The sequence below is a fragment of the Streptomyces sp. NPDC048479 genome, assembly GCF_040651435.1.
Lineage (GTDB): Bacteria > Actinomycetota > Actinomycetes > Streptomycetales > Streptomycetaceae > Streptomyces.
This window is the reverse complement of sequence record NZ_JBEZKA010000016.1, coordinates 14,614-30,650: the sequence shown is the minus strand read 5'-3', so window position 1 is coordinate 30,650 and position 16,037 is coordinate 14,614. Positions and strand designations below refer to the sequence as shown.

Genomic DNA, 16,037 nt, shown 5'->3' with positions numbered 1-16,037 from the left:
GAAGCTCACGTTGCTATGCGCATCGGGGGTACTGCGCGCTGCGGCTCGAAGGCGGTGAATGCGTACTCTCTGTACGCGGCGCCGGGCTCAGGCTCGTAGCAGGGGCGGGCTCAGGCGCTGGCGTTACGCGCCCGGTTGCGAGCGGCGCGACGCTTCATCGCACGACGCTCGTCCTCGCTGAGGCCACCCCAGACGCCGGAGTCCTGGCCGGACTCGAGCGCCCACTGCAGGCACTGCTCCATAACGGGGCAGCGACGGCAGACGGCCTTGGCTTCCTCGATCTGCAGCAGCGCAGGACCAGTGTTGCCGATGGGGAAGAAGAGCTCGGGGTCTTCCTCGCGGCAAACGGCGTTGTGACGCCAGTCCATGGCTGCTACCTCTCCTTGGTATTACATTCAGGTTGCTTGTGAATGTGAACGCTTTCACGAATCCCCCCGCGAGGGAAGGGCCGACTGCCAGTTACCCGGCGTGGTCCTGGGTTCTTAGGAGGGGTTCTGGCGGTCTGTGGGGCCGATGTTGCGGGCCGTCCCGATCGCCATGTAGAGATTCGCAAACCTCGGCGGCGGATACAACCCCTTCCGGAAACTTTTTTTTGATTCCTCGGTGTCGACTAGGTCACAGCCGTACTTCTATGGGGTGGAGCCCAGCCCATACGTTCGAGATAAAGGACTTTCGGTCCTTCCGCTCACACAATCACACGCAGTGCACGGCGTACGCCTGTGAACGTCACGCTCGTACGGAGCCCCAGATGGTCACCGTCCATCTGGAACGGCAGCGGAACCTTTGAATTCAAGGTGAAGTCCGTCAGGTCATGGATAGTGACGGCGTGCTTGCCGCGCGGTCCGCGCTCGGGGGTCGAGGTGAGCAGCTGGGTGGCGTACCGGGCCACGGCGGGGGCCGACAGCTTGGACAGTGAGACGACGTCCAGGGCGGTGTCGAACGAGGCCGCCGGGGAGGCGTACACCGGGCGATTGCCCAGGTAGGTCCAGGGGGCGGTGTTGCAGACTATGGACAGCACGAGATCGCTGACCGGGTCCTTGCCGGGGCGGTCGAGGGTGATCGGGCCGTGCCGGCGGTGGGGCTCGTCCAGATACTGCCGTACCACTTGGCGCATATAGAGGGCGTGCGTGGAGCGCTTGCCCCGCTCCCGCTGCTGTTCGACCCGGCCGATGACGCTCGCGTCGAAACCGAGTCCGGCGCAGAAGGTGAACCAGCGGGGCGGGGCCGACTCGTCCTTCGTGCCCGGGGTGCCGGCCGCGCGACCGAGGCCGACCGTCCGCTCGGTCCGGTCGCGGAGCGCGTCAAGGATCGCGCCGGTCGCCTCCACGGCGTCGTTCGGGAGCCCGAGGGCCCGGGCGAAGACATTCGTCGAGCCGCCGGGGACAACGGCGAGGCGGGGGAGGCGGTCGGGGTCGGGGCCGTTGTGGAGCAGACCGTTGACGACCTCGTTCACGGTGCCGTCGCCGCCGAGGGCGACGACCAGCTCTGTGTCGTCGGAATCTGCGGCCTGGCGGCCGAGGTCGCGGGCGTGTCCCCGGTACTCCGTCGTGACGACTTCCAGCTTCATCTCGCTGGCGAGGGCGTGGATGAGTACGTCACGGGTGCGAGCACTGGTGGTGGTTGCTGCCGGATTGACCACAAGAAGTGCGCGCATGCGCAGCAGCGTACCCAGTGGTGAGTACCGGGCCCAGACCCGGGCTTCCTACGCGGGCTACCCTGCAGTGGTGAGCGATGACCAGACCCCCCGACCTGCCCGTCTGACCGCCGCGGCCGCGGTATCCGGTCTGGAGGGCCTGGCACTGGCCGCGGGCGGCGTCTACATGCTTGTGCTCGGGCTGCTCGGCCGGCCTGACAGTCCCTCGCAGGCGGAGATGGGTGGAGTGACACTTATCGCACTCGGCGCGATCCCGCTGATCGCGGCGAGGGGGCTTCTGCTGCGGCGCAGCTGGAGCCGGGGTCCGGCGATCATCACGCACCTGATGGCGCTGATCCCGTCGTGGACGCTGCTGCGTTCGTCGGCCGGGCTGATCCCGCTCGGCATCGTGCTGGCGATGGTCGCCTTGACCGGCCTGGTGCTGCTGGTCAACCCGACGACGACGGAGGCGCTGGGCATCCGGGGCGGCGCGGCGCGGGACGCGTAGCGGGTGCGGGGTCTGTCCCACCCGCCCGCCCTTGATGTTGTGAGGGGGGCACGGACCCCACGCCCCTGCGAGGCGGCGCCGGCTTCGCGGCGCTGGTTTTTGTCGGGGACGGGGCCACGTCCTGTGAATCGCCGGCTTCGCGGCGCAGCCGGAGCGTCCGGCCGTGGGCGGTTCTGAGCCGGCCTGGGCAGGACCGGGCGTGTCGGGGCGGGAGCGCCGTGCTTCGCGGCGTGGATGCTCCGCCGCCGGGGCGTTGGGCCGGACCGGGCGCTTCGGCGCGCGCGCCCCGCGCCTGCGCGGTCCCGGCCGCGCCCCAGCCGTCCCTACTCCTCCACCAGCAGCTTCTCGCGCAGCTGGGCCAGGGTGCGGGCCAGCAGGCGGGAGACGTGCATCTGGGAGATACCCACCTCCTGTGCGATCTGCGACTGCGTCATGTTGCCGAAGAACCTCAGCAGCAGGATCCGCTTCTCGCGCGGCGGCAGGTCCTCCAGCAGCGGCTTCAGTGACTCGCGGTATTCGACGCCCTCAAGGGCCTCGTCCTCCGCGCCCAGCGTGTCCGCCACCGCCGGGGACTCGTCGTCCGTGTCGGGGACGTCCAGGGACAGCGTGGAGTACGCGTTCGCGGACTCCAGGCCCTCCAGGACCTCCTCCTCCGAGATGCCCAGGCGTTCCGCCAGCTCGTGCACCGTCGGGGAGCGGCCGTGCTGCTGGGAGAGCTCCGCCGTCGCCGTGGTCAGGGCGAGCCGCAGCTCCTGCAGGCGGCGCGGTACTCGTACCGCCCAGCCCTTGTCGCGGAAGTGGCGCTTGATCTCGCCGACGACCGTGGGCGTCGCATACGTCGAGAACTCGACGCCCCGCTCCGGATCGAACCGGTCCACCGACTTGATCAGACCGATCGTTGCGACCTGCGTCAGATCGTCCAGCGGCTCGCCGCGATTACGGAAGCGGCGCGCCAGGTGCTCGACGAGCGGCAGGTGCATCCGCACCAGCTGGTTGCGCAGCTCCGCCCGCTCCGGCGAGCCGTCGGGCAGCTTGCGCAGCTCGATGAACATCGCCCGCGCACCGCTGCGGTCATGTGGATCGTGCTGCTTCTCGTGCACGTGCTCGCTCATACGGTCCGCCCGCTCTGCCTGCGCCTGCGCCTGCTCCGCCGCGGCCGTCTGGCCGTCAAGTCCGTCCTCCGGGTGCGGCCGCGCCTCCTGCTCCGGGATGTCAGTCGGCGCGCTCAGCATCCGGGGTCCGCGCTCCTCGTCCTGCACCGGACCGCCCCCGTCCCTCACGCCGGCCCGGGTCCCGCGCCGCGCTGTTTGTACAGGCTGATGGAGACCGTACGGTCGTCCGCGACCGTGGAGTCGACCTTGCCCGCCAGTGCCGACAGCACCGTCCAGGCAAAGGTGTCACGTTCCGGCGCGCGACCGTCGGTCGTCGGCGCCGAGACCGTGACCTCGAGCGAGTCGTCGACGAGCCGGAACACGCAGCTGAGAACGGAGCCGGGCACAGCCTGCTGCAGCAGAATCGCGCACGCCTCGTCAACCGCGATCCGCAGATCCTCGATCTCGTCGAGGGTGAAGTCCAAGCGCGCTGCGAGGCCGGCCGTGGCCGTACGCAGCACGGACAGGTAGGCACCCGCAGCGGGCAGCCGGACTTCCACGAAGTCCTGGGTCCCGGGCTCGCCTGCGATCTGGGACACCCTCACCTCCAAGGTGGCACAAGCTCTTTCGGGGCTACGGGAGGGGAGATCCCGAAGCCGTCGCTACGCATTCGTACGTAGCCGGTACTGGCCCGGCGACGCTATCGCGATCCATGGTGCCCTGTCGCCGGGACCCCCAGTCGATGACTGTCACTCATGGTAAGCATATGAGTACACACAGTGGCTAGAGGTCTGCGGCGCCCAATTGCGAGGACCCAGCGGAGGGTTGACGTACCCACGCGTCAGACGATCGAACCGTCGACGAAGCACCAGCGCCAGACGGCTCCCGGCTCGAAGCTCCGCATCACCGCGTGCCCGGTCTCCTGGAAATGCGCTTCGGCGTGCTGGTGGGGCGAGGAGTTGCAGCAGCCCACGTGGCCGCAGACCAGGCAGAGCCGCAGCTGTACGGGGTGGCTGCCGATCGCCAGACACCCCGGGCACGTCTCGCTCAGCGGAGCAGGTTCGGGGTGCGGCAGTTTTCGTACATGCGGGCACTCGCTCATGATTGCCAGACTACGACGCGGCCCTCGGGCGTCGTGCGGACGTGAGGAGGGCGAAAATGGACGTACTGCCGCTGGTGGCGCTGATCGCGACCAGCGCCGCGATCGCCGGGGCGGCCCGCCGGACTCCGGTGCCGGCACCGCTGCTGCTGGTGACGGCGGGGCTGATCGCCGCGTACGTGCCGGGGGTGCCCGACTACACGCTCAACCCGAACATCGTGCTGCCGCTGGTGCTGCCGCCGCTGCTGCACAAGGCGGCGGTCGACAGTTCGTACCTCGACCTCCGGGCGAATCTGCGGCCCGTCGCGCTGCTCTCGGTCGGCTACGTCCTCTTTGCGACCGTCGCGGTCGGTTACCTCGCCTTTCTGCTGGTGCCGGACCTGCCACTGACCGCGGCGCTCGTGCTCGGCGCGGTGATCGCGCCGCCGGACGCGGTCGCCGCGACCGCGATCGCCCGCCGGCTGGGCCTGCCGAGCCGGATCACCACGATTCTGCAGGGCGAGTCCCTGGTGAACGACGCGACCGCGATCACCGCGTTCAGGGTGGCGCTGGCCGCGGCGGTCGGCGAGGGCGCGAGCTGGGTCGGCGGCATCGAGGAGTTCGTGCTGGCGTCGGTCGGCGGAGTCGTCGTCGGCCTGGTGCTGATGGTGCCGATCCACTGGCTGCGTACGCATCTCAAGGAAGCGCTGCTGCAGAACACGCTCTCGCTGCTCATCCCGTTCGTCGCGTACGCGGCGGCCGAGCAGGTCGGGGCGTCCGGAGTGCTCGCGGTGGTCGTCGTCGCGCTCTATCTCGGGCACCGCTCCTGGCAGGTCGACTTCGCGACCCGGCTGCAGGAGGAGGCGGTCTGGAAGATGGTCGCGTTCATCCTCGAGTCCTCGGTCTTCGCGCTGATCGGGCTGCAACTGCCGTACGTACTCAAGGGCCTCGGCGGGTACGGCGTCGGCGAATCGCTCTGGTACGCCTTCGGGGTCTTCGTCGCCGTGGTCGTGGTGCGGTTCGTCTGGGTCTTCCCGGCGACATTCCTGCCGCGCTGCCTGTCGAAACGGATCAGGGAGCGCGAGCCGGACACCAACTGGACCGCGCCGGTGGTGGTGGGCTGGGCCGGGATGCGAGGCGTCGTCTCGCTGGCGATCGCCTTCTCCATCCCGTTGACGACGGCGGACGGCGAGCCCTTCCCGGCGCGGAACCTGGTCCTCTTCCTGACCTTCACGACGGTGATCTCGACGCTGGTGGTGCAGGGGCTCACGTTGCCGGCGCTGATCCGGGCGCTGAAGCTGCCCGGCCGCGACCGGTACGCCGAGACGCTGGCCGAGGCACAGGCCCAGAGTGAGGCCTCGCAGGCGGCGGAGGTACGGCTGAACGAGCTGTTGGAGGACGAGCAGCACGCGCTGCCGCCGCCGCTGGCCGACCGGCTGCGGACCGTGATGGAGCGGCGGCGGAACTCGGTCTGGGAGCGGCTCGGGACGGTGAACGAGGTGACCGGCGAGTCGGCGGACGACACCTACCGGCGGTTCGCGCGGGAGATGATCGACGCCGAGCGCGAGGTCTTCGTACAGCTGCGGGACCAGCGGCGGATCGATGACGAGATGATGCGTACGCTGCTGCGCCGGCTGGATCTGGAGGAGGCGGCGGCCTACCGCGAGGAATCGTCCTGACCGGTGATGACGGCGGCGACGGTGGTGCCGGGCGGGAAGGCGCCCTCGGCGGCGAGCGCGGTGAGGCCGTACAGCATCTTGGCGACGTAGACGCGCTCGACGGGCAGCCCGTGGCGGGCCTCGAAGGCCGCGGCGAAGGCGTCCAGCCCGGGGGTGGTACGGGCGTATCCGCCGAAGTGGAAGCGCTCGTCGAGGGACCAGTTCCCGGCGGGGCCACCGAACGCCTCCTGCTGGAGGGCGCGTATGGAGTCGCCGAGGAAGCCGCCCCTGAGTACGGGGAACCCGATGGCGCGCCTGCCCGGCCCGAGGCCGGCGGCGAGTCCGGCGAGGGTCCCACCGGTCCCGCAGGCAATGGCGACGACGTCCGCGACGTCGCGGAGTTCGTGGCCGAGGGCGGTGCAGCTCTGGGCGGCGAGGGCGTTGCTGCCGCCTTCCGGGACGACGTAGATGTCCCCGGCCCCGCCCCGTCCCGAACCGGCCCCTCCTCCTGCGCAACGCTGCAGCATCGACTCCGCCGCTGCCGTCAGGATGCGCTCCCGCACCTCCGGGGCGTCCTTCCTGCGGTACGCCGCGCGGTCCACGAAATGCAGGTGCATACCGTCCGCCGCGCACCGGGACAGCGAGGGGTTCAAGGGGCGCGAGGCCAGTTCGTCGCCGCGGACTATGCCGATCGTCGCGAAGCCCAGCAGCCGGCCTGCGGCCGCCGTAGCACGCAGGTGGTTGGAGTACGCGCCGCCGAACGTCAGGAGCGGCCGGCCGGCCGCCGCGTGCAGGTTCGGGGCGAGTTTGCGCCACTTGTTGCCCGGGAGGTCCGGGTGGATCAGGTCCTCGCGCTTGAGCAGCAGACGTACGCCGTGGCGGGCGAAGCGCTCGTCCTCGACAGGCTGCAGCGGCGACGGCAGTCGCGGCCGCAGCGCGGCGGTGAGGTCGAACGCTTCCCAGGTCACCTGCCTATTGTCACTTCAGACGCTCGTCGATGCGTGCGCGCATCGAGTTCATCGTGAAGCCCCGCGGGTCGACCTTCCCCGGCTGCCATTCCAGGTGGCCGATCACCGACCGCGCGGTCCAGCCGTGGTGCCGGCAGATCGCCGCCGCGGCCTTCTCGATCGCCTCCAGCTGGACCGCCGGCCATGGATCCTCGCCGTCGCCGAGGTTCTCGCACTCGAAGCCGTAAAAATGGCGGTTTCCATCGGTGTTCGCCTCGTTGTCCGGCGGGAGGGCTTTCTCCGCGATGACCGCGCGCAGCACGTCGTCGTCGCCCAGACCCGCATGGTTGGCGCGCCCGTAGCCGACGAGATGGACTCTGCCGTCCTTGGTGATGACGCCGTGACAGAGCGGACCCGGCAGGCTCGCGTACCCGTCCCGGCAGATACGGACGGTGCTCGCGGAGCCCTTGGTGACGGTGTGATGGATCATCACGCCGTGGACCGGGCCCCAGGGGCCCTTGTGGTTGCGGTTGTGCGTACGCCATTCGCCGACTTCGACGACCGTCAGCCCCTCGTCGCGCAGGACGTCGAGGAAGCTGTTCGCGGACATGGGTGGTGACATGGCCGTCTCCTTGTGGGGGTGAGGGGATCGGAGCGGAATGTTCCGGGCGGAATGCTCCGTATCGTGCTTGTACCCGAACTCCGGTGGAAGGACCATCCGTTCACCGGTGAGCGAGCCGATCCGGACAGTGCCCCGAGCCCACCCGATCCAGTCCCACTCATTTGTGTAATGGCGCTGGAACTCGCTGTGCTGGAAGGCTTCCCTTCGCAGGTCAGACCCCATGATCGAGAGGGAGTCCTATGTCGGTTGGTTCGGTTGGTCCGGTCGGCGACGAGATCCGCGGGCAGCAGACGGCGCAGCAGCAGAGTCTCGGTACGGCAGCCGCGCGGAACCTTGCGACCACCACCAAATCGGCCCCGCAGATGCAGGAGATCACCTCACGGTGGCTGCTGCGCATGCTGCCGTGGGTGCAAGTACAGGGCGGTACCTACCGGGTGAACCGCCGCCTGAGCTACTCGGTCGGCGACGGACGCGTGACGTTCGTGCAGACCGGCGACCGGGTGGCGGTCATCCCCGCCGAGCTGGGCGAACTGCCCGCACTGCGGGAGTTCGGCGACGAGGCGGTGCTCGCCGAGCTGGCGAACCGCTGTGAGCAACGGGAGTTCGCGCCCGGCGAGGTGCTGGCCGCATCCGGCTCGGAAGCGGGCCGCGTCTTCCTCCTGGCGCACGGCCGGGTGGAGCAGCTCGGCACCGGGCCGTACGGCGACGAGGCGGTGCTCGGCGTCCTCGCCGACGGTGCGTACTTCGGCGACCGGACGCTCACGGACCGGGAAGCCGTCTGGGAGTACACCGCACGCGCGGCGACCGCATGCACCGTGCTCGTCCTGACCAGGGACGATGTGCTGAACCTCGCGGAGCGTGAGGAGTCGCTGCGTACGCATCTGGCCGGGCTCTCCGAACTGCCGCAGCAGCGGACCAACAAGTACGGCGAGGCGGAGATCGATCTGTCCGCCGGCCATATCGGCGAAGCCGTCGTACCGCACACCTACGTCGACTATGAAGGGGCGCCGCGCGAGTACGAACTGAGCGTCGCCCAGACCGTTCTGAAGGTCCACAGCCGCGTCGCCGACCTCTACAACCAGCCGATGAACCAGACCGAGCAGCAGCTGCGGCTCACGGTCGAGGCGCTGCGGGAGCGCCAGGAGCACGAGCTCGTCAACAACCGGGAGTTCGGCCTGCTGAACAACTGCGACTACGGTCAGCGGCTGCAGCCGCACGACGGTGTGCCGAGCCCCGACGACATGGACGAACTGCTGTCGCGGCGGCGCGGGTCGAAGCTGTTCCTCGCCCATCCGCGGGCCGTCGCCGCTTTCGGGCGCGAGTGCAACAAGCGCGGGCTGGTCCCCGAGACTGTGGAGGTCGCCGGGCATCATGTGCCGGCTTGGCGCGGCGTGCCGATCTTCCCTTGCAACAAGATCCCGGTGAGCGACGCCCGTACGACGTCGATCATCTGTATGCGTACGGGCGAGGCCGATCAGGGCGTCATCGGACTGCAGCAGAGCGGCATCCCGGACGAGATCGAGCCGAGCCTGTCCGCGCGCTTCATGGGCATCGACGAGCAGGCGATCATCTCCTACCTGGTCACGGCCTACTACTCGGCGGCGGTGCTCGTGCCGGACGCGCTCGGCGTCCTGGAGAACGTCGAGGTCAGCCGCTGGCGGTGAACCGACGCGGCCGGGGGCCCGGTGCCACGCGACGCCCCCGGCCCGACAGCTCGGCCCAACACCTCGAAAGGACCGCTGAGTTGACCATGCAGGACACCGTCGAGGGCAGCGAGGCCGTCGCGCTTCTCGGACGCACCAGAAGCACCGTCGATCCGCAGCTGCGCACGACCGTCGAGTCGTTGCCGGCATCCATACGCCCCGTCGCGATGTACCACTTCGGCTGGGAGCACGCCGACGGCACGCCGACCGCGGGAGCAGCGGGCAAGGCCATCAGGCCCGCGCTCGTACTGGCCGCCGCCCGGGCGCTGGGCGGAGACCCGCAGCCGGCTGTACGGGCGGCTGCCGCTGTGGAGCTGGCGCACAATTTCACGCTCCTCCACGACGACGTCATCGACGAGGACACCACCCGCAGGCACCGCCCCACCGCCTGGACGGTCTTCGGTACCCCGGCCGCCATCATCGCGGGCGACGCGCTGCTCGCTCTCGCGCTGCAGCTGCTCGCCGAGGACCGGCACCCCGCGTCGGCCGCCGCGTCGAAGCGGCTCGCGGCCTGTCTCGTCGAGCTGTGCGCCGGACAGCAGGCGGACTGCGCCTTCGAGGAGCGTGCGCCGCACGAGGTCTCCCTGGAGGAGTGCCTCGGCATGGCGACGGCCAAGACCGGGGCGCTGCTCGGCTGTGCGTGCGCGCTCGGCGCGCTGTACGCGGGCGCGGGTGAGGAGGAGGTGGCTGCCATGGACGCTTTCGGGCGGGAGGCGGGGCTCGCCTTCCAGCTCATCGACGATCTGGTCGGGATCTGGGGAGACCCCGACCAGACGGGCAAACCGGCAGGCGCCGATCTGGCGGCCCACAAGAAGTCCCTGCCGGTGGTCGCGGCGCTGGCATCGGGCACCCCGGCGGGCGCCGAGCTGGCGCAGCTCTACCGCGGGCCCATGGACGCCTCGGCAGTCCGCCGTGCCGCCGAGGCGGTCGACCGTGCGGGCGGCCGCGACTGGGCGCAGCTGCAGGCGGCCGACCGGATGGCGGGTGCCGTCCATGAGCTCTCGCGCGCGGTGCCGGACCTGTCGGCGGCGGGCGATCTGCTGTCCCTGGCCGAATTCGTCACTCGCCGCACACGCTGAGGCCCATGTGGCGCGAGCCGCACCGGAGTTGAGGCATCCGTTTCCCTCCCCGGGAAATGTCTTGCGCAACCACTACAAGTGGAGCACTATGGGTGGAGTGGTTGCGGCAGGGGAAACCCCACGCCTTGCGGCCACTCCCATCACCCCATGACAAAGAGGACCGGCTTGCGAAAGCTCAGCTACTTCATCGCCGCGTCGATCGACGGCTTCATCGGAGCCCCGGACGGCAAGGCGGACTTCTTCATGCCGTTCGTGACCGGGGACTTCCTCGAGTACCTCAGGACGGAATGCCCGGACACCCTGCCGACCATGGGGCGCCAGGCGCTCGGTGTGGACGACGCGCCGAACAGCGAGTTCGACGTGATCATCCAGGGCCGGGCCAGCTATGACCTCGCCCTGGACGTCAAGGTCACCAGCCCGTACGCACATCTGCGGGAGTACGTGGCGTCCCGGAGCATCAAGGAGTCGCCCGACCCGCATGTGGAGATCGTCTCCGGCGATGTGGTGGCCAAGATCCGGGAGCTCAAGCAGGAGGACGGGCTCGGCATCTACCTCTGCGGCGGTGCGAACCTGGCGGGACAGCTGATGGGCGAGGTCGACGAGCTCGTCATCAAGACCTACCCGGTGATCCTCGGCGCGGGCATGCCCATGTTCGCCGCAGAGTTCGGCATCGGTGAGTTCGCGCTCGACTCCGTGCGCGCCTTCGACAATGGCGTGATCGTCAGGAAGTACCGCAGGGAGCTGTGACCGCAGGGCTGTCCGGCCCGCCCATACCGCCATATCCTGGAGGTATGGGCAGCGAAGGACGCCGGATCGTCCGCAGCCCGCAGGCTGGGGAGAGGGTGTGCCCCGCCTGCGGACAGCCTGTCGGCACGGCCATCAGACGACACAAGACGCTAGGGGCGTTCGTCCCCGTGTGGGGCCCCGGCCCCTGCCGTAATCCGGAGTGCGCCGAGCACGCCGAGGAAGTGGTCGAGAAGCCGTACAGGTGGCCGAACAGGAAGGCGGCCCATCGGTCGGCCGAGAAGCCGGCCGAGAAGCCGGTGGAGAACTCGGCCGAGAGGGCGAACGAGAACGTGGCCGGGAAGCCGGTCGGCCGACCGGGCGACTGAGGTCGGCGCGGGGCCCGGCAAGGAGCCCGGCGCAGGGGTCGGGATCACCTGAGGCATCCCTGCTGTTCGGCGGAAGCAGTCGTACCGCTACAGTCCGCGCCATGTCATCGGAGTCGACGGAAGTCTGGGCGGGCTGGTACCGCGACCGGCTGGGCGCGGAAGCGGTCACGATAGCGGCGCACGGGCAGCAACTGCGTACGCACATCAGGGGAATCGAGTACGGAGGGGCGACTTTCGCCACGCTCGAGCCGGTGGGCCTGAGCGGGGTGCTGTCCTCCTGTGTACTGGAGTGGGACATGCCACTGCCCGTCCACTCGGACGGCACGGTCCAACGGGCCACGCTCAGCTGCCTGTTGACGCTCGGCGAGGCGCAGCCGGACGGACAGCTCGACCGCGCCGACCTCAATCTGACCCTGCACTACGGCGGAGCCGCGTACGAATCCGGCGTCGCCGGTGGTGACTTCGACGACGCCCTCAGCCATATCCGAGGCCAGCTGCCGCCCGGTGCGGAGCTCGGGCAGTCGGCGCCGGTGGGTGCCTGACGGAGGCCCTCAGCGCACTCCGTTCCAGCCCCAGCGCGGCGTCGGGCCCGGATCGCCGAGATCCGTGCCCACCGCGTCGGCCGAGACCCCACGGGCGATCTTCGTACCCCAGTCGAAGTACTCCACCACCCGGCGGCGCAGCAGCTCGTCGTCCGGGAGCTCCTTCGCCACCGCGTCCGTCATCAGCTGCATCCAGCGCAGCCGCTGCTCCTCGGTGATCGAGAGCCCGAGGTGGGCGCGGAGCAGGGCCTGGTGGCCGCCGAGCTCGGCGGTGAAGCGGGCAGGTCCGTCGAAGACCTCGGCCAGCCACACGGCGACATGCTCGATGTGGGTGGGGGTGAAGTCGGCGAAGACGGGGGCGAGCAGCGGGTCGGCGAGGACGGCGTCGTAGAAGGTGTTGCTCAGCCGCCGCAGCGCGTCCGCGCCGCCCACGGCCTCGAACAGCGTCGTGGGACGTTCGTCCGGCCTGTCCGTCTCTTCGGTCACGGGTCCTCCTGGCTCCGGCGTGTGGGTCCCAGGATTCACGGCCCTGTCCGCGGGCCCAAGCGTTTCCGACTACTTCCGCCGAGAGCAGAAGGCGCCCCGCCGTGGGTCGGCGGGGCGCCTCTCGTGCTCAGGGACCGGTCAGGAGACGCGGGCGATCGCCGCCGCCAGGCCGTTGGCCCACAGGGCGTCCACCCGGGCACGCTCCTGCGTATCCGGGTTGGCGTTCTGGCAGGACGTGCCGGGGCCGCCGCCCGACATCAGTTCGCTGCACGGGCCCGAGTAGTGGTCCGGCAGGCCGAGCACGTGCCCGGTCTCATGGGCGGTGACCCGGGTGGAGTTGTACTGCTGGTTCTGCGCGTAGTCGAGGAAGATGTAGCCGCGGCCGTGCCCGTCGGTGCTGGCGTACGAGCCGCGGGAGTCATTGCCCTCGCGATAGGAGAAGTCCGCACCCGAACCTTCCTGCAGTTTCACATTGCTGACGGAGCTGTTCCAGATCTGGGTGCTCTGGGATATCTGGCTGCGGAAGCTGGGTGCGCTGCTGGTGCTGTAGACGACCGTCACGGCCTGCGCGCCGGGGTTCGCGGCGCGCTTCTCGGCGACCGACTTCACGACGGCGTCGAAGAAGGCCTTCGTCGCCTTGGCATTCGCCGACGAGCCGGCGTAGGCGGAGTACGACGAAGAGGCGGCGGCCGTAGGGGAGTTGGCCGTCGTCGTGGCTGCGGTCGCGGGCACCGCGCTCAGCGCGGCGGCGAGGCCGATGCCGAGGGCGGCGGAGAGTACGGTTCTGGAGTGACGCATGTGGGGGGCTCCTGCTCATCCGATGAACGGGTTTGCTTGGGGAGAGTGTTGAGGAGCCTGATGCGTTCCGGATGATGCCAACTGCCGATAGCACGAGCGCATCACCCTGTCCAGTTCTGCCCTGTGTGCCCCAACTCGTGTGTCTGGTGTGACAGTTGAGGCAGCTCTACGCTCGGGTCATGGAGCTCGAGGTGAGGCACCTCCGTGCGCTGTGCGCCATAGCGGACAGCGGCAGCCTGCACAAAGCCGCCCGACAACTGGGCATGAGCCAGCCGTCCTTGACGACGCAGCTGCGGCGTATCGAGAACTCCCTCGGCGCGGAGCTCTTCTCGCGTGAACGCACCGGCTGCCGGCCGACCCCGCTGGGCCGCTCCGTACTGAGCCGGGCCCGCCCGCTGGTGGCCGAAATGGCCGCGCTCGTCGTGGAGGCCAAGGCGGCCGCGGCGCGGGCCGGCGGCCCTCGGCTGCGCGTCGGCTCGACCGCCAGCCGCGCGCTGGCAGGCTGGCTGCGCCGGCTGCGCGAGCGGCTGTCCGGAACCGAAATCTCGCTGCATATGGACGTCTCCGCCAACGCGCTGCTGCGGATGGTCGCCGCGGGTCAGCTTGATGTCGCCTTCGTGCACGAGGTGGAGGGCTGTCCGCTCCTGGTGCCCGACGGACTGGCCGTACGCGTACTGGTGGAACGCGAGCCGCAGTTCATCTCGATGGCCCGCGACCATCCGGCGGCCGCCGCAGCCGTCGTGGAGCTGACCGATCTGGCCGGGGACCGCTGGATGGTCGACCCGACAGTGGACGGCGAATGGGACGGGCTGCGCCGAGTGCTCGGCGCCGCGGGCCTCAACCCGCCTGTTCTGCACGGGGATTACCTCACCGCCGCGTCCCTGATCGCGGTCGGCGAGGCGGTCGCGCCGTGCCAGCCGACCTCGGGACCGCGCGAGGACATGGCGATCCGTCCGCTGCGTGGCGACCCGCTCGCCGTGCGGCTGCTGCTGTTCTCCAGACCCGGAGCGTGCGTGGAGCTGTACGCAGCGGTGTACGAGGAGCTGGAGGCGGCGTACCGGGAGGCGGCCCTGCGCGCGGCCGCGTACCGGCAGTGGCTGCTGCGGCACAAGAGCCCGCTACTGCACGCGCCCGCGGCCTGAGGGCGGTGCGGCGATCACTCCAGTGGCGTCGAACGGGCGTAGCGCCCCGCCAACTCCCGTGGATGAGTGAGCAGTTCAGGGGGCCCGGTGACATCGAAGTCGTAGCCCAGCATGCCCACACACACGCCGAGCGTCTCGACCGAGTCGGCGCCCTGCTCACCCGTACGCACCCGGCGACGGACGAACAGCTGCTCGGATGCTGCGCCCGCCGGGCTACCGGACGCACTGGAGCTGAATTCCAGGGCCGATGCGCGACGGCGGCGGGCGGCTCGGCGAACTGATGGCGCCTCGATTTGTCACGCCGCCGACGGTGCCGCCGTGGGTATCCTTCCGCGCGTGGCCGACCGGACCGAGTGGTGGGCTCCAGAGGGGGAGAGGCCGTGGCGACAGGTAGAGAGCGTTCCCGGATGATTGCCACCGAGGGAAGTCACCGGGTGACGCCTGCCGAGCTGTTCTTCGACTTGGTGTTCGTGTACGCGATCACTCAGGTCACCGCCCTGATGGCGGCCGACCCGAGCCTGCTTCGGATGCTCGGCGCGGCCGTGGTGCTGGCACTGCTGTGGTGGTGCTGGTGTTGTTTCGCCTGGCTGGGCAATGTGGTGCGAGCCGACACCGGGGGGATGTTCGCCGTGCTGGTCGCGGTGATGGCGGTGGTGCTCGTCGTCTCACTGGCCGTCCCGGAGGTCTACACCGACGCGCCCGGCGGCCTGTCCGCACCACTGGTGTTCGTGCTCAGCTACGGCGCGGTCCGGATCCTGCACCTGGTCTCCTACTGGATCTCCAGCCCCGGTGACGAGGCGCTCCATGTGACGCTGCGCCGGACGGCGCTGCTGTCGGTGGCGCCGCCGTTCGTACTGCTGCTGATCGGCAGCGCGTTCACCGGCACCACGCAGGTGCTGTTGTGGCTCGGCGCGGTCGTGATCGACTACCTCGGGATCTATGTCACGGGGTCATCGGGCTGGCGTGTCACCTCGCCGGGGCACTTCGCCGAGCGGCACGGCCTGATCGTGATCATCGCCTTGGGCGAGTCCATCGTTGCGATCGGTGTGGGGGTGTCCGGACTTCCCCTCACCATGCCGGTGCTGGCAGCTGCAGCCGCGGGCCTGTTGGTCGTCGCCGGGCTGTGGCGCGTGTACTTCCGGCAGATCAGCGAACCGGCCGAACACCGGCTGACCACTCTGGACGGTGATGCCCGCACCCGGCTGGCCCGCGACGCCTACACGTTCCTGCACCTGCCGCTCGTCGCGGGAGTCGTACTCACCGCCCTGGGCATGAAGACGGTGCTCCACCAGGTCGCCGACACCGAGCACTACGACCTGTCCGAACCGCTGCACGGGGTGGTGGCCTGGGCGCTCGCCGGAGGCGTGGGTCTCTTCCTGCTGGCGGCAGCTGCGATCCTGCTGCGCACCGGTGGCCGGAGGTCTGTGATCCTCATCGCCGGCGGGCTCGGCTGCCTGTGCGCGGGAGCGGTCGTCGTCCTGATGCCGGCACTGGTCGCGCTGGTGCTACTGGCCGCGGCGGTGACGGGAATGGTGGTCCTGCGCAGCCGGAAGGACCGGGCCGCAGAGACGGGCGGGGCGTGAGGCTGGAGAAGAAGACCGCACCCGCTCCGTCATGGACGCCGTGCTCGGCGGCCTG

19 protein-coding genes are annotated in these 16,037 nt (G+C 69.9%); 9 read left to right on the top strand and 10 right to left on the bottom strand.

All coding sequences use genetic code 11. The features are described 5' to 3' along the window. Window positions 1–110: 110 nt before the first annotated feature. Together AB0D12_RS24065 and AB0D12_RS24060 are read right to left on the bottom strand one after the other, a co-directional pair. Complete coding sequence (locus AB0D12_RS24065) at window positions 111–368, bottom strand: WhiB family transcriptional regulator (protein WP_003953983.1); 258 nt, start codon at window positions 366–368, stop codon at window positions 111–113. A 317-nt stretch (window positions 369–685) separates the two neighbouring features. Then, window positions 686–1,654, bottom strand: a complete 969-nt coding sequence (locus AB0D12_RS24060) for a diacylglycerol kinase family protein (protein ID WP_362686432.1) — start codon at window positions 1,652–1,654, stop codon at window positions 686–688. A gap of 70 nt (window positions 1,655–1,724) precedes the next feature. On the opposite strand from AB0D12_RS24060, the gene AB0D12_RS24055 reads away from it, so the two are divergent. Further along, window positions 1,725–2,141, top strand: coding sequence for a hypothetical protein (locus AB0D12_RS24055; RefSeq protein ID WP_362686835.1), 417 nt, complete (start codon window positions 1,725–1,727; stop codon window positions 2,139–2,141). A 323-nt stretch (window positions 2,142–2,464) separates the two neighbouring features. Here the strand turns inward: AB0D12_RS24055 and AB0D12_RS24050 are convergent, their stop codons facing one another. The 3 genes from AB0D12_RS24050 to AB0D12_RS24040 all read right to left on the bottom strand — a co-directional run bounded on the left by AB0D12_RS24050 (window position 2,465) and on the right by AB0D12_RS24040 (window position 4,334). Beyond that, the gene (locus AB0D12_RS24050) at window positions 2,465–3,373 is read right to left on the bottom strand and encodes an RNA polymerase sigma factor SigF (protein WP_362686429.1); all 909 of its coding nucleotides are present in this window, start codon (window positions 3,371–3,373) and stop codon (window positions 2,465–2,467) included. A gap of 44 nt (window positions 3,374–3,417) precedes the next feature. Beyond that, complete coding sequence (locus AB0D12_RS24045; RefSeq protein ID WP_254375657.1) at window positions 3,418–3,831, bottom strand: anti-sigma regulatory factor; 414 nt, start codon at window positions 3,829–3,831, stop codon at window positions 3,418–3,420. A gap of 242 nt (window positions 3,832–4,073) precedes the next feature. Beyond that, on the bottom strand, window positions 4,074–4,334 hold the full coding sequence (locus AB0D12_RS24040) for a UBP-type zinc finger domain-containing protein (protein ID WP_362686425.1): 261 nt from the start codon (window positions 4,332–4,334) through the stop codon (window positions 4,074–4,076). A 56-nt stretch (window positions 4,335–4,390) separates the two neighbouring features. Between AB0D12_RS24040 and AB0D12_RS24035 the strand changes: the two genes are divergently transcribed. After that, a complete protein-coding gene (locus AB0D12_RS24035) occupies window positions 4,391–5,989 on the top strand; it encodes a Na+/H+ antiporter (RefSeq protein ID WP_362686422.1) in 1,599 nt (532 codons plus the stop codon). Here the strand turns inward: AB0D12_RS24035 and AB0D12_RS24030 are convergent. Further along, a complete protein-coding gene (locus tag AB0D12_RS24030) occupies window positions 5,968–6,936 on the bottom strand; it encodes a pyridoxal-phosphate dependent enzyme (protein WP_362686419.1) in 969 nt (322 codons plus the stop codon). The two genes, AB0D12_RS24035 and AB0D12_RS24030, sit on opposite strands and share 22 nt — an antisense overlap. A 10-nt stretch (window positions 6,937–6,946) precedes the next feature. Then, window positions 6,947–7,537: an N-acetylmuramoyl-L-alanine amidase gene (locus AB0D12_RS24025; protein ID WP_362686416.1), complete on the bottom strand. Its 591-nt coding sequence runs from the start codon at window positions 7,535–7,537 to the stop codon at window positions 6,947–6,949. A gap of 239 nt (window positions 7,538–7,776) precedes the next feature. Here AB0D12_RS24025 and AB0D12_RS24020 point away from each other — a divergent pair, with 239 nt between their 5' ends. The 5 genes from AB0D12_RS24020 to AB0D12_RS24000 all read left to right on the top strand — a co-directional run bounded on the left by AB0D12_RS24020 (window position 7,777) and on the right by AB0D12_RS24000 (window position 11,973). Then, window positions 7,777–9,201 carry a family 2B encapsulin nanocompartment shell protein gene (locus tag AB0D12_RS24020; protein WP_362686413.1) on the top strand — a complete coding sequence of 475 codons (1,425 nt, stop codon included), beginning with the start codon at window positions 7,777–7,779 and terminating at the stop codon, window positions 9,199–9,201. Window positions 9,202–9,287: 86 nt separating this feature from the next. Then, a complete protein-coding gene (locus AB0D12_RS24015; protein WP_362686832.1) occupies window positions 9,288–10,319 on the top strand; it encodes a family 2 encapsulin nanocompartment cargo protein polyprenyl transferase in 1,032 nt (343 codons plus the stop codon). 165 nt (window positions 10,320–10,484) lie between these two features. After that, window positions 10,485–11,066 (top strand): dihydrofolate reductase family protein, encoded by a 582-nt coding sequence (locus AB0D12_RS24010; protein WP_362686829.1) that lies wholly within the window; start codon window positions 10,485–10,487, stop codon window positions 11,064–11,066. A 44-nt stretch (window positions 11,067–11,110) separates the two neighbouring features. Then, window positions 11,111–11,431 (top strand): hypothetical protein, encoded by a 321-nt coding sequence (locus AB0D12_RS24005; RefSeq protein WP_362686410.1) that lies wholly within the window; start codon window positions 11,111–11,113, stop codon window positions 11,429–11,431. Between the two features lie 101 nt (window positions 11,432–11,532). Continuing rightward, window positions 11,533–11,973, top strand: a complete 441-nt coding sequence (locus tag AB0D12_RS24000; RefSeq protein WP_362686407.1) for a DUF6304 family protein — start codon at window positions 11,533–11,535, stop codon at window positions 11,971–11,973. Window positions 11,974–11,982: 9 nt separating this feature from the next. Here AB0D12_RS24000 and AB0D12_RS23995 read toward each other — a convergent pair whose 3' ends face one another. Beyond that, window positions 11,983–12,459 (bottom strand): group II truncated hemoglobin, encoded by a 477-nt coding sequence (locus tag AB0D12_RS23995; RefSeq protein WP_362686404.1) that lies wholly within the window; start codon window positions 12,457–12,459, stop codon window positions 11,983–11,985. Between the two features lie 138 nt (window positions 12,460–12,597). Further along, window positions 12,598–13,257, bottom strand: a complete 660-nt coding sequence (snpA, locus tag AB0D12_RS23990; RefSeq protein WP_362686401.1) for a snapalysin — start codon at window positions 13,255–13,257, stop codon at window positions 12,598–12,600. A 179-nt stretch (window positions 13,258–13,436) separates the two neighbouring features. Here snpA and AB0D12_RS23985 point away from each other — a divergent pair, with 179 nt between their 5' ends. Next, entirely contained in the window at window positions 13,437–14,399 is a 963-nt protein-coding gene (locus AB0D12_RS23985) for a LysR family transcriptional regulator (protein ID WP_362686398.1), read from the top strand. Window positions 14,400–14,413: 14 nt separating this feature from the next. On the opposite strand, the gene AB0D12_RS23980 is transcribed toward AB0D12_RS23985, so the two are convergent. After that, window positions 14,414–14,569, bottom strand: a complete 156-nt coding sequence (locus AB0D12_RS23980; protein ID WP_362686395.1) for a hypothetical protein — start codon at window positions 14,567–14,569, stop codon at window positions 14,414–14,416. 237 nt (window positions 14,570–14,806) lie between these two features. On the opposite strand from AB0D12_RS23980, the gene AB0D12_RS23975 reads away from it, so the two are divergent. Next, window positions 14,807–15,982 (top strand): low temperature requirement protein A, encoded by a 1,176-nt coding sequence (locus AB0D12_RS23975; protein ID WP_362686392.1) that lies wholly within the window; start codon window positions 14,807–14,809, stop codon window positions 15,980–15,982. Window positions 15,983–16,037: the final 55 nt, after the last annotated feature.

Bases quoted from the DNA above. Each gene is read 5' to 3' on its own strand.
- AB0D12_RS24065 (WP_003953983.1), bottom strand. From the start codon at position 368: ATGGACTGGCGTCACAACGCCGTTTGCCGCGAGGAAGACCCCGAGCTC.
- AB0D12_RS24035 (WP_362686422.1), top strand. From the start codon at position 4,391: ATGGACGTACTGCCGCTGGTGGCGCTGATCGCGACCAGCGCCGCGATC.
- AB0D12_RS24005 (WP_362686410.1), top strand. From the start codon at position 11,111: ATGGGCAGCGAAGGACGCCGGATCGTCCGCAGCCCGCAGGCTGGGGAG.
- AB0D12_RS24015 (WP_362686832.1), top strand. From the start codon at position 9,288: ATGCAGGACACCGTCGAGGGCAGCGAGGCCGTCGCGCTTCTCGGACGC.
- AB0D12_RS23975 (WP_362686392.1), top strand. From the start codon at position 14,807: ATGATTGCCACCGAGGGAAGTCACCGGGTGACGCCTGCCGAGCTGTTC.
- AB0D12_RS24060 (WP_362686432.1), bottom strand. From the start codon at position 1,654: ATGCGCGCACTTCTTGTGGTCAATCCGGCAGCAACCACCACCAGTGCT.
- AB0D12_RS24020 (WP_362686413.1), top strand. From the start codon at position 7,777: ATGTCGGTTGGTTCGGTTGGTCCGGTCGGCGACGAGATCCGCGGGCAG.
- AB0D12_RS24050 (WP_362686429.1), bottom strand. From the start codon at position 3,373: ATGCTGAGCGCGCCGACTGACATCCCGGAGCAGGAGGCGCGGCCGCAC.
- AB0D12_RS24040 (WP_362686425.1), bottom strand. From the start codon at position 4,334: ATGAGCGAGTGCCCGCATGTACGAAAACTGCCGCACCCCGAACCTGCT.
- AB0D12_RS23985 (WP_362686398.1), top strand. From the start codon at position 13,437: ATGGAGCTCGAGGTGAGGCACCTCCGTGCGCTGTGCGCCATAGCGGAC.
- snpA (WP_362686401.1), bottom strand. From the start codon at position 13,257: ATGCGTCACTCCAGAACCGTACTCTCCGCCGCCCTCGGCATCGGCCTC.
- AB0D12_RS24000 (WP_362686407.1), top strand. From the start codon at position 11,533: ATGTCATCGGAGTCGACGGAAGTCTGGGCGGGCTGGTACCGCGACCGG.
- AB0D12_RS24025 (WP_362686416.1), bottom strand. From the start codon at position 7,537: ATGTCACCACCCATGTCCGCGAACAGCTTCCTCGACGTCCTGCGCGAC.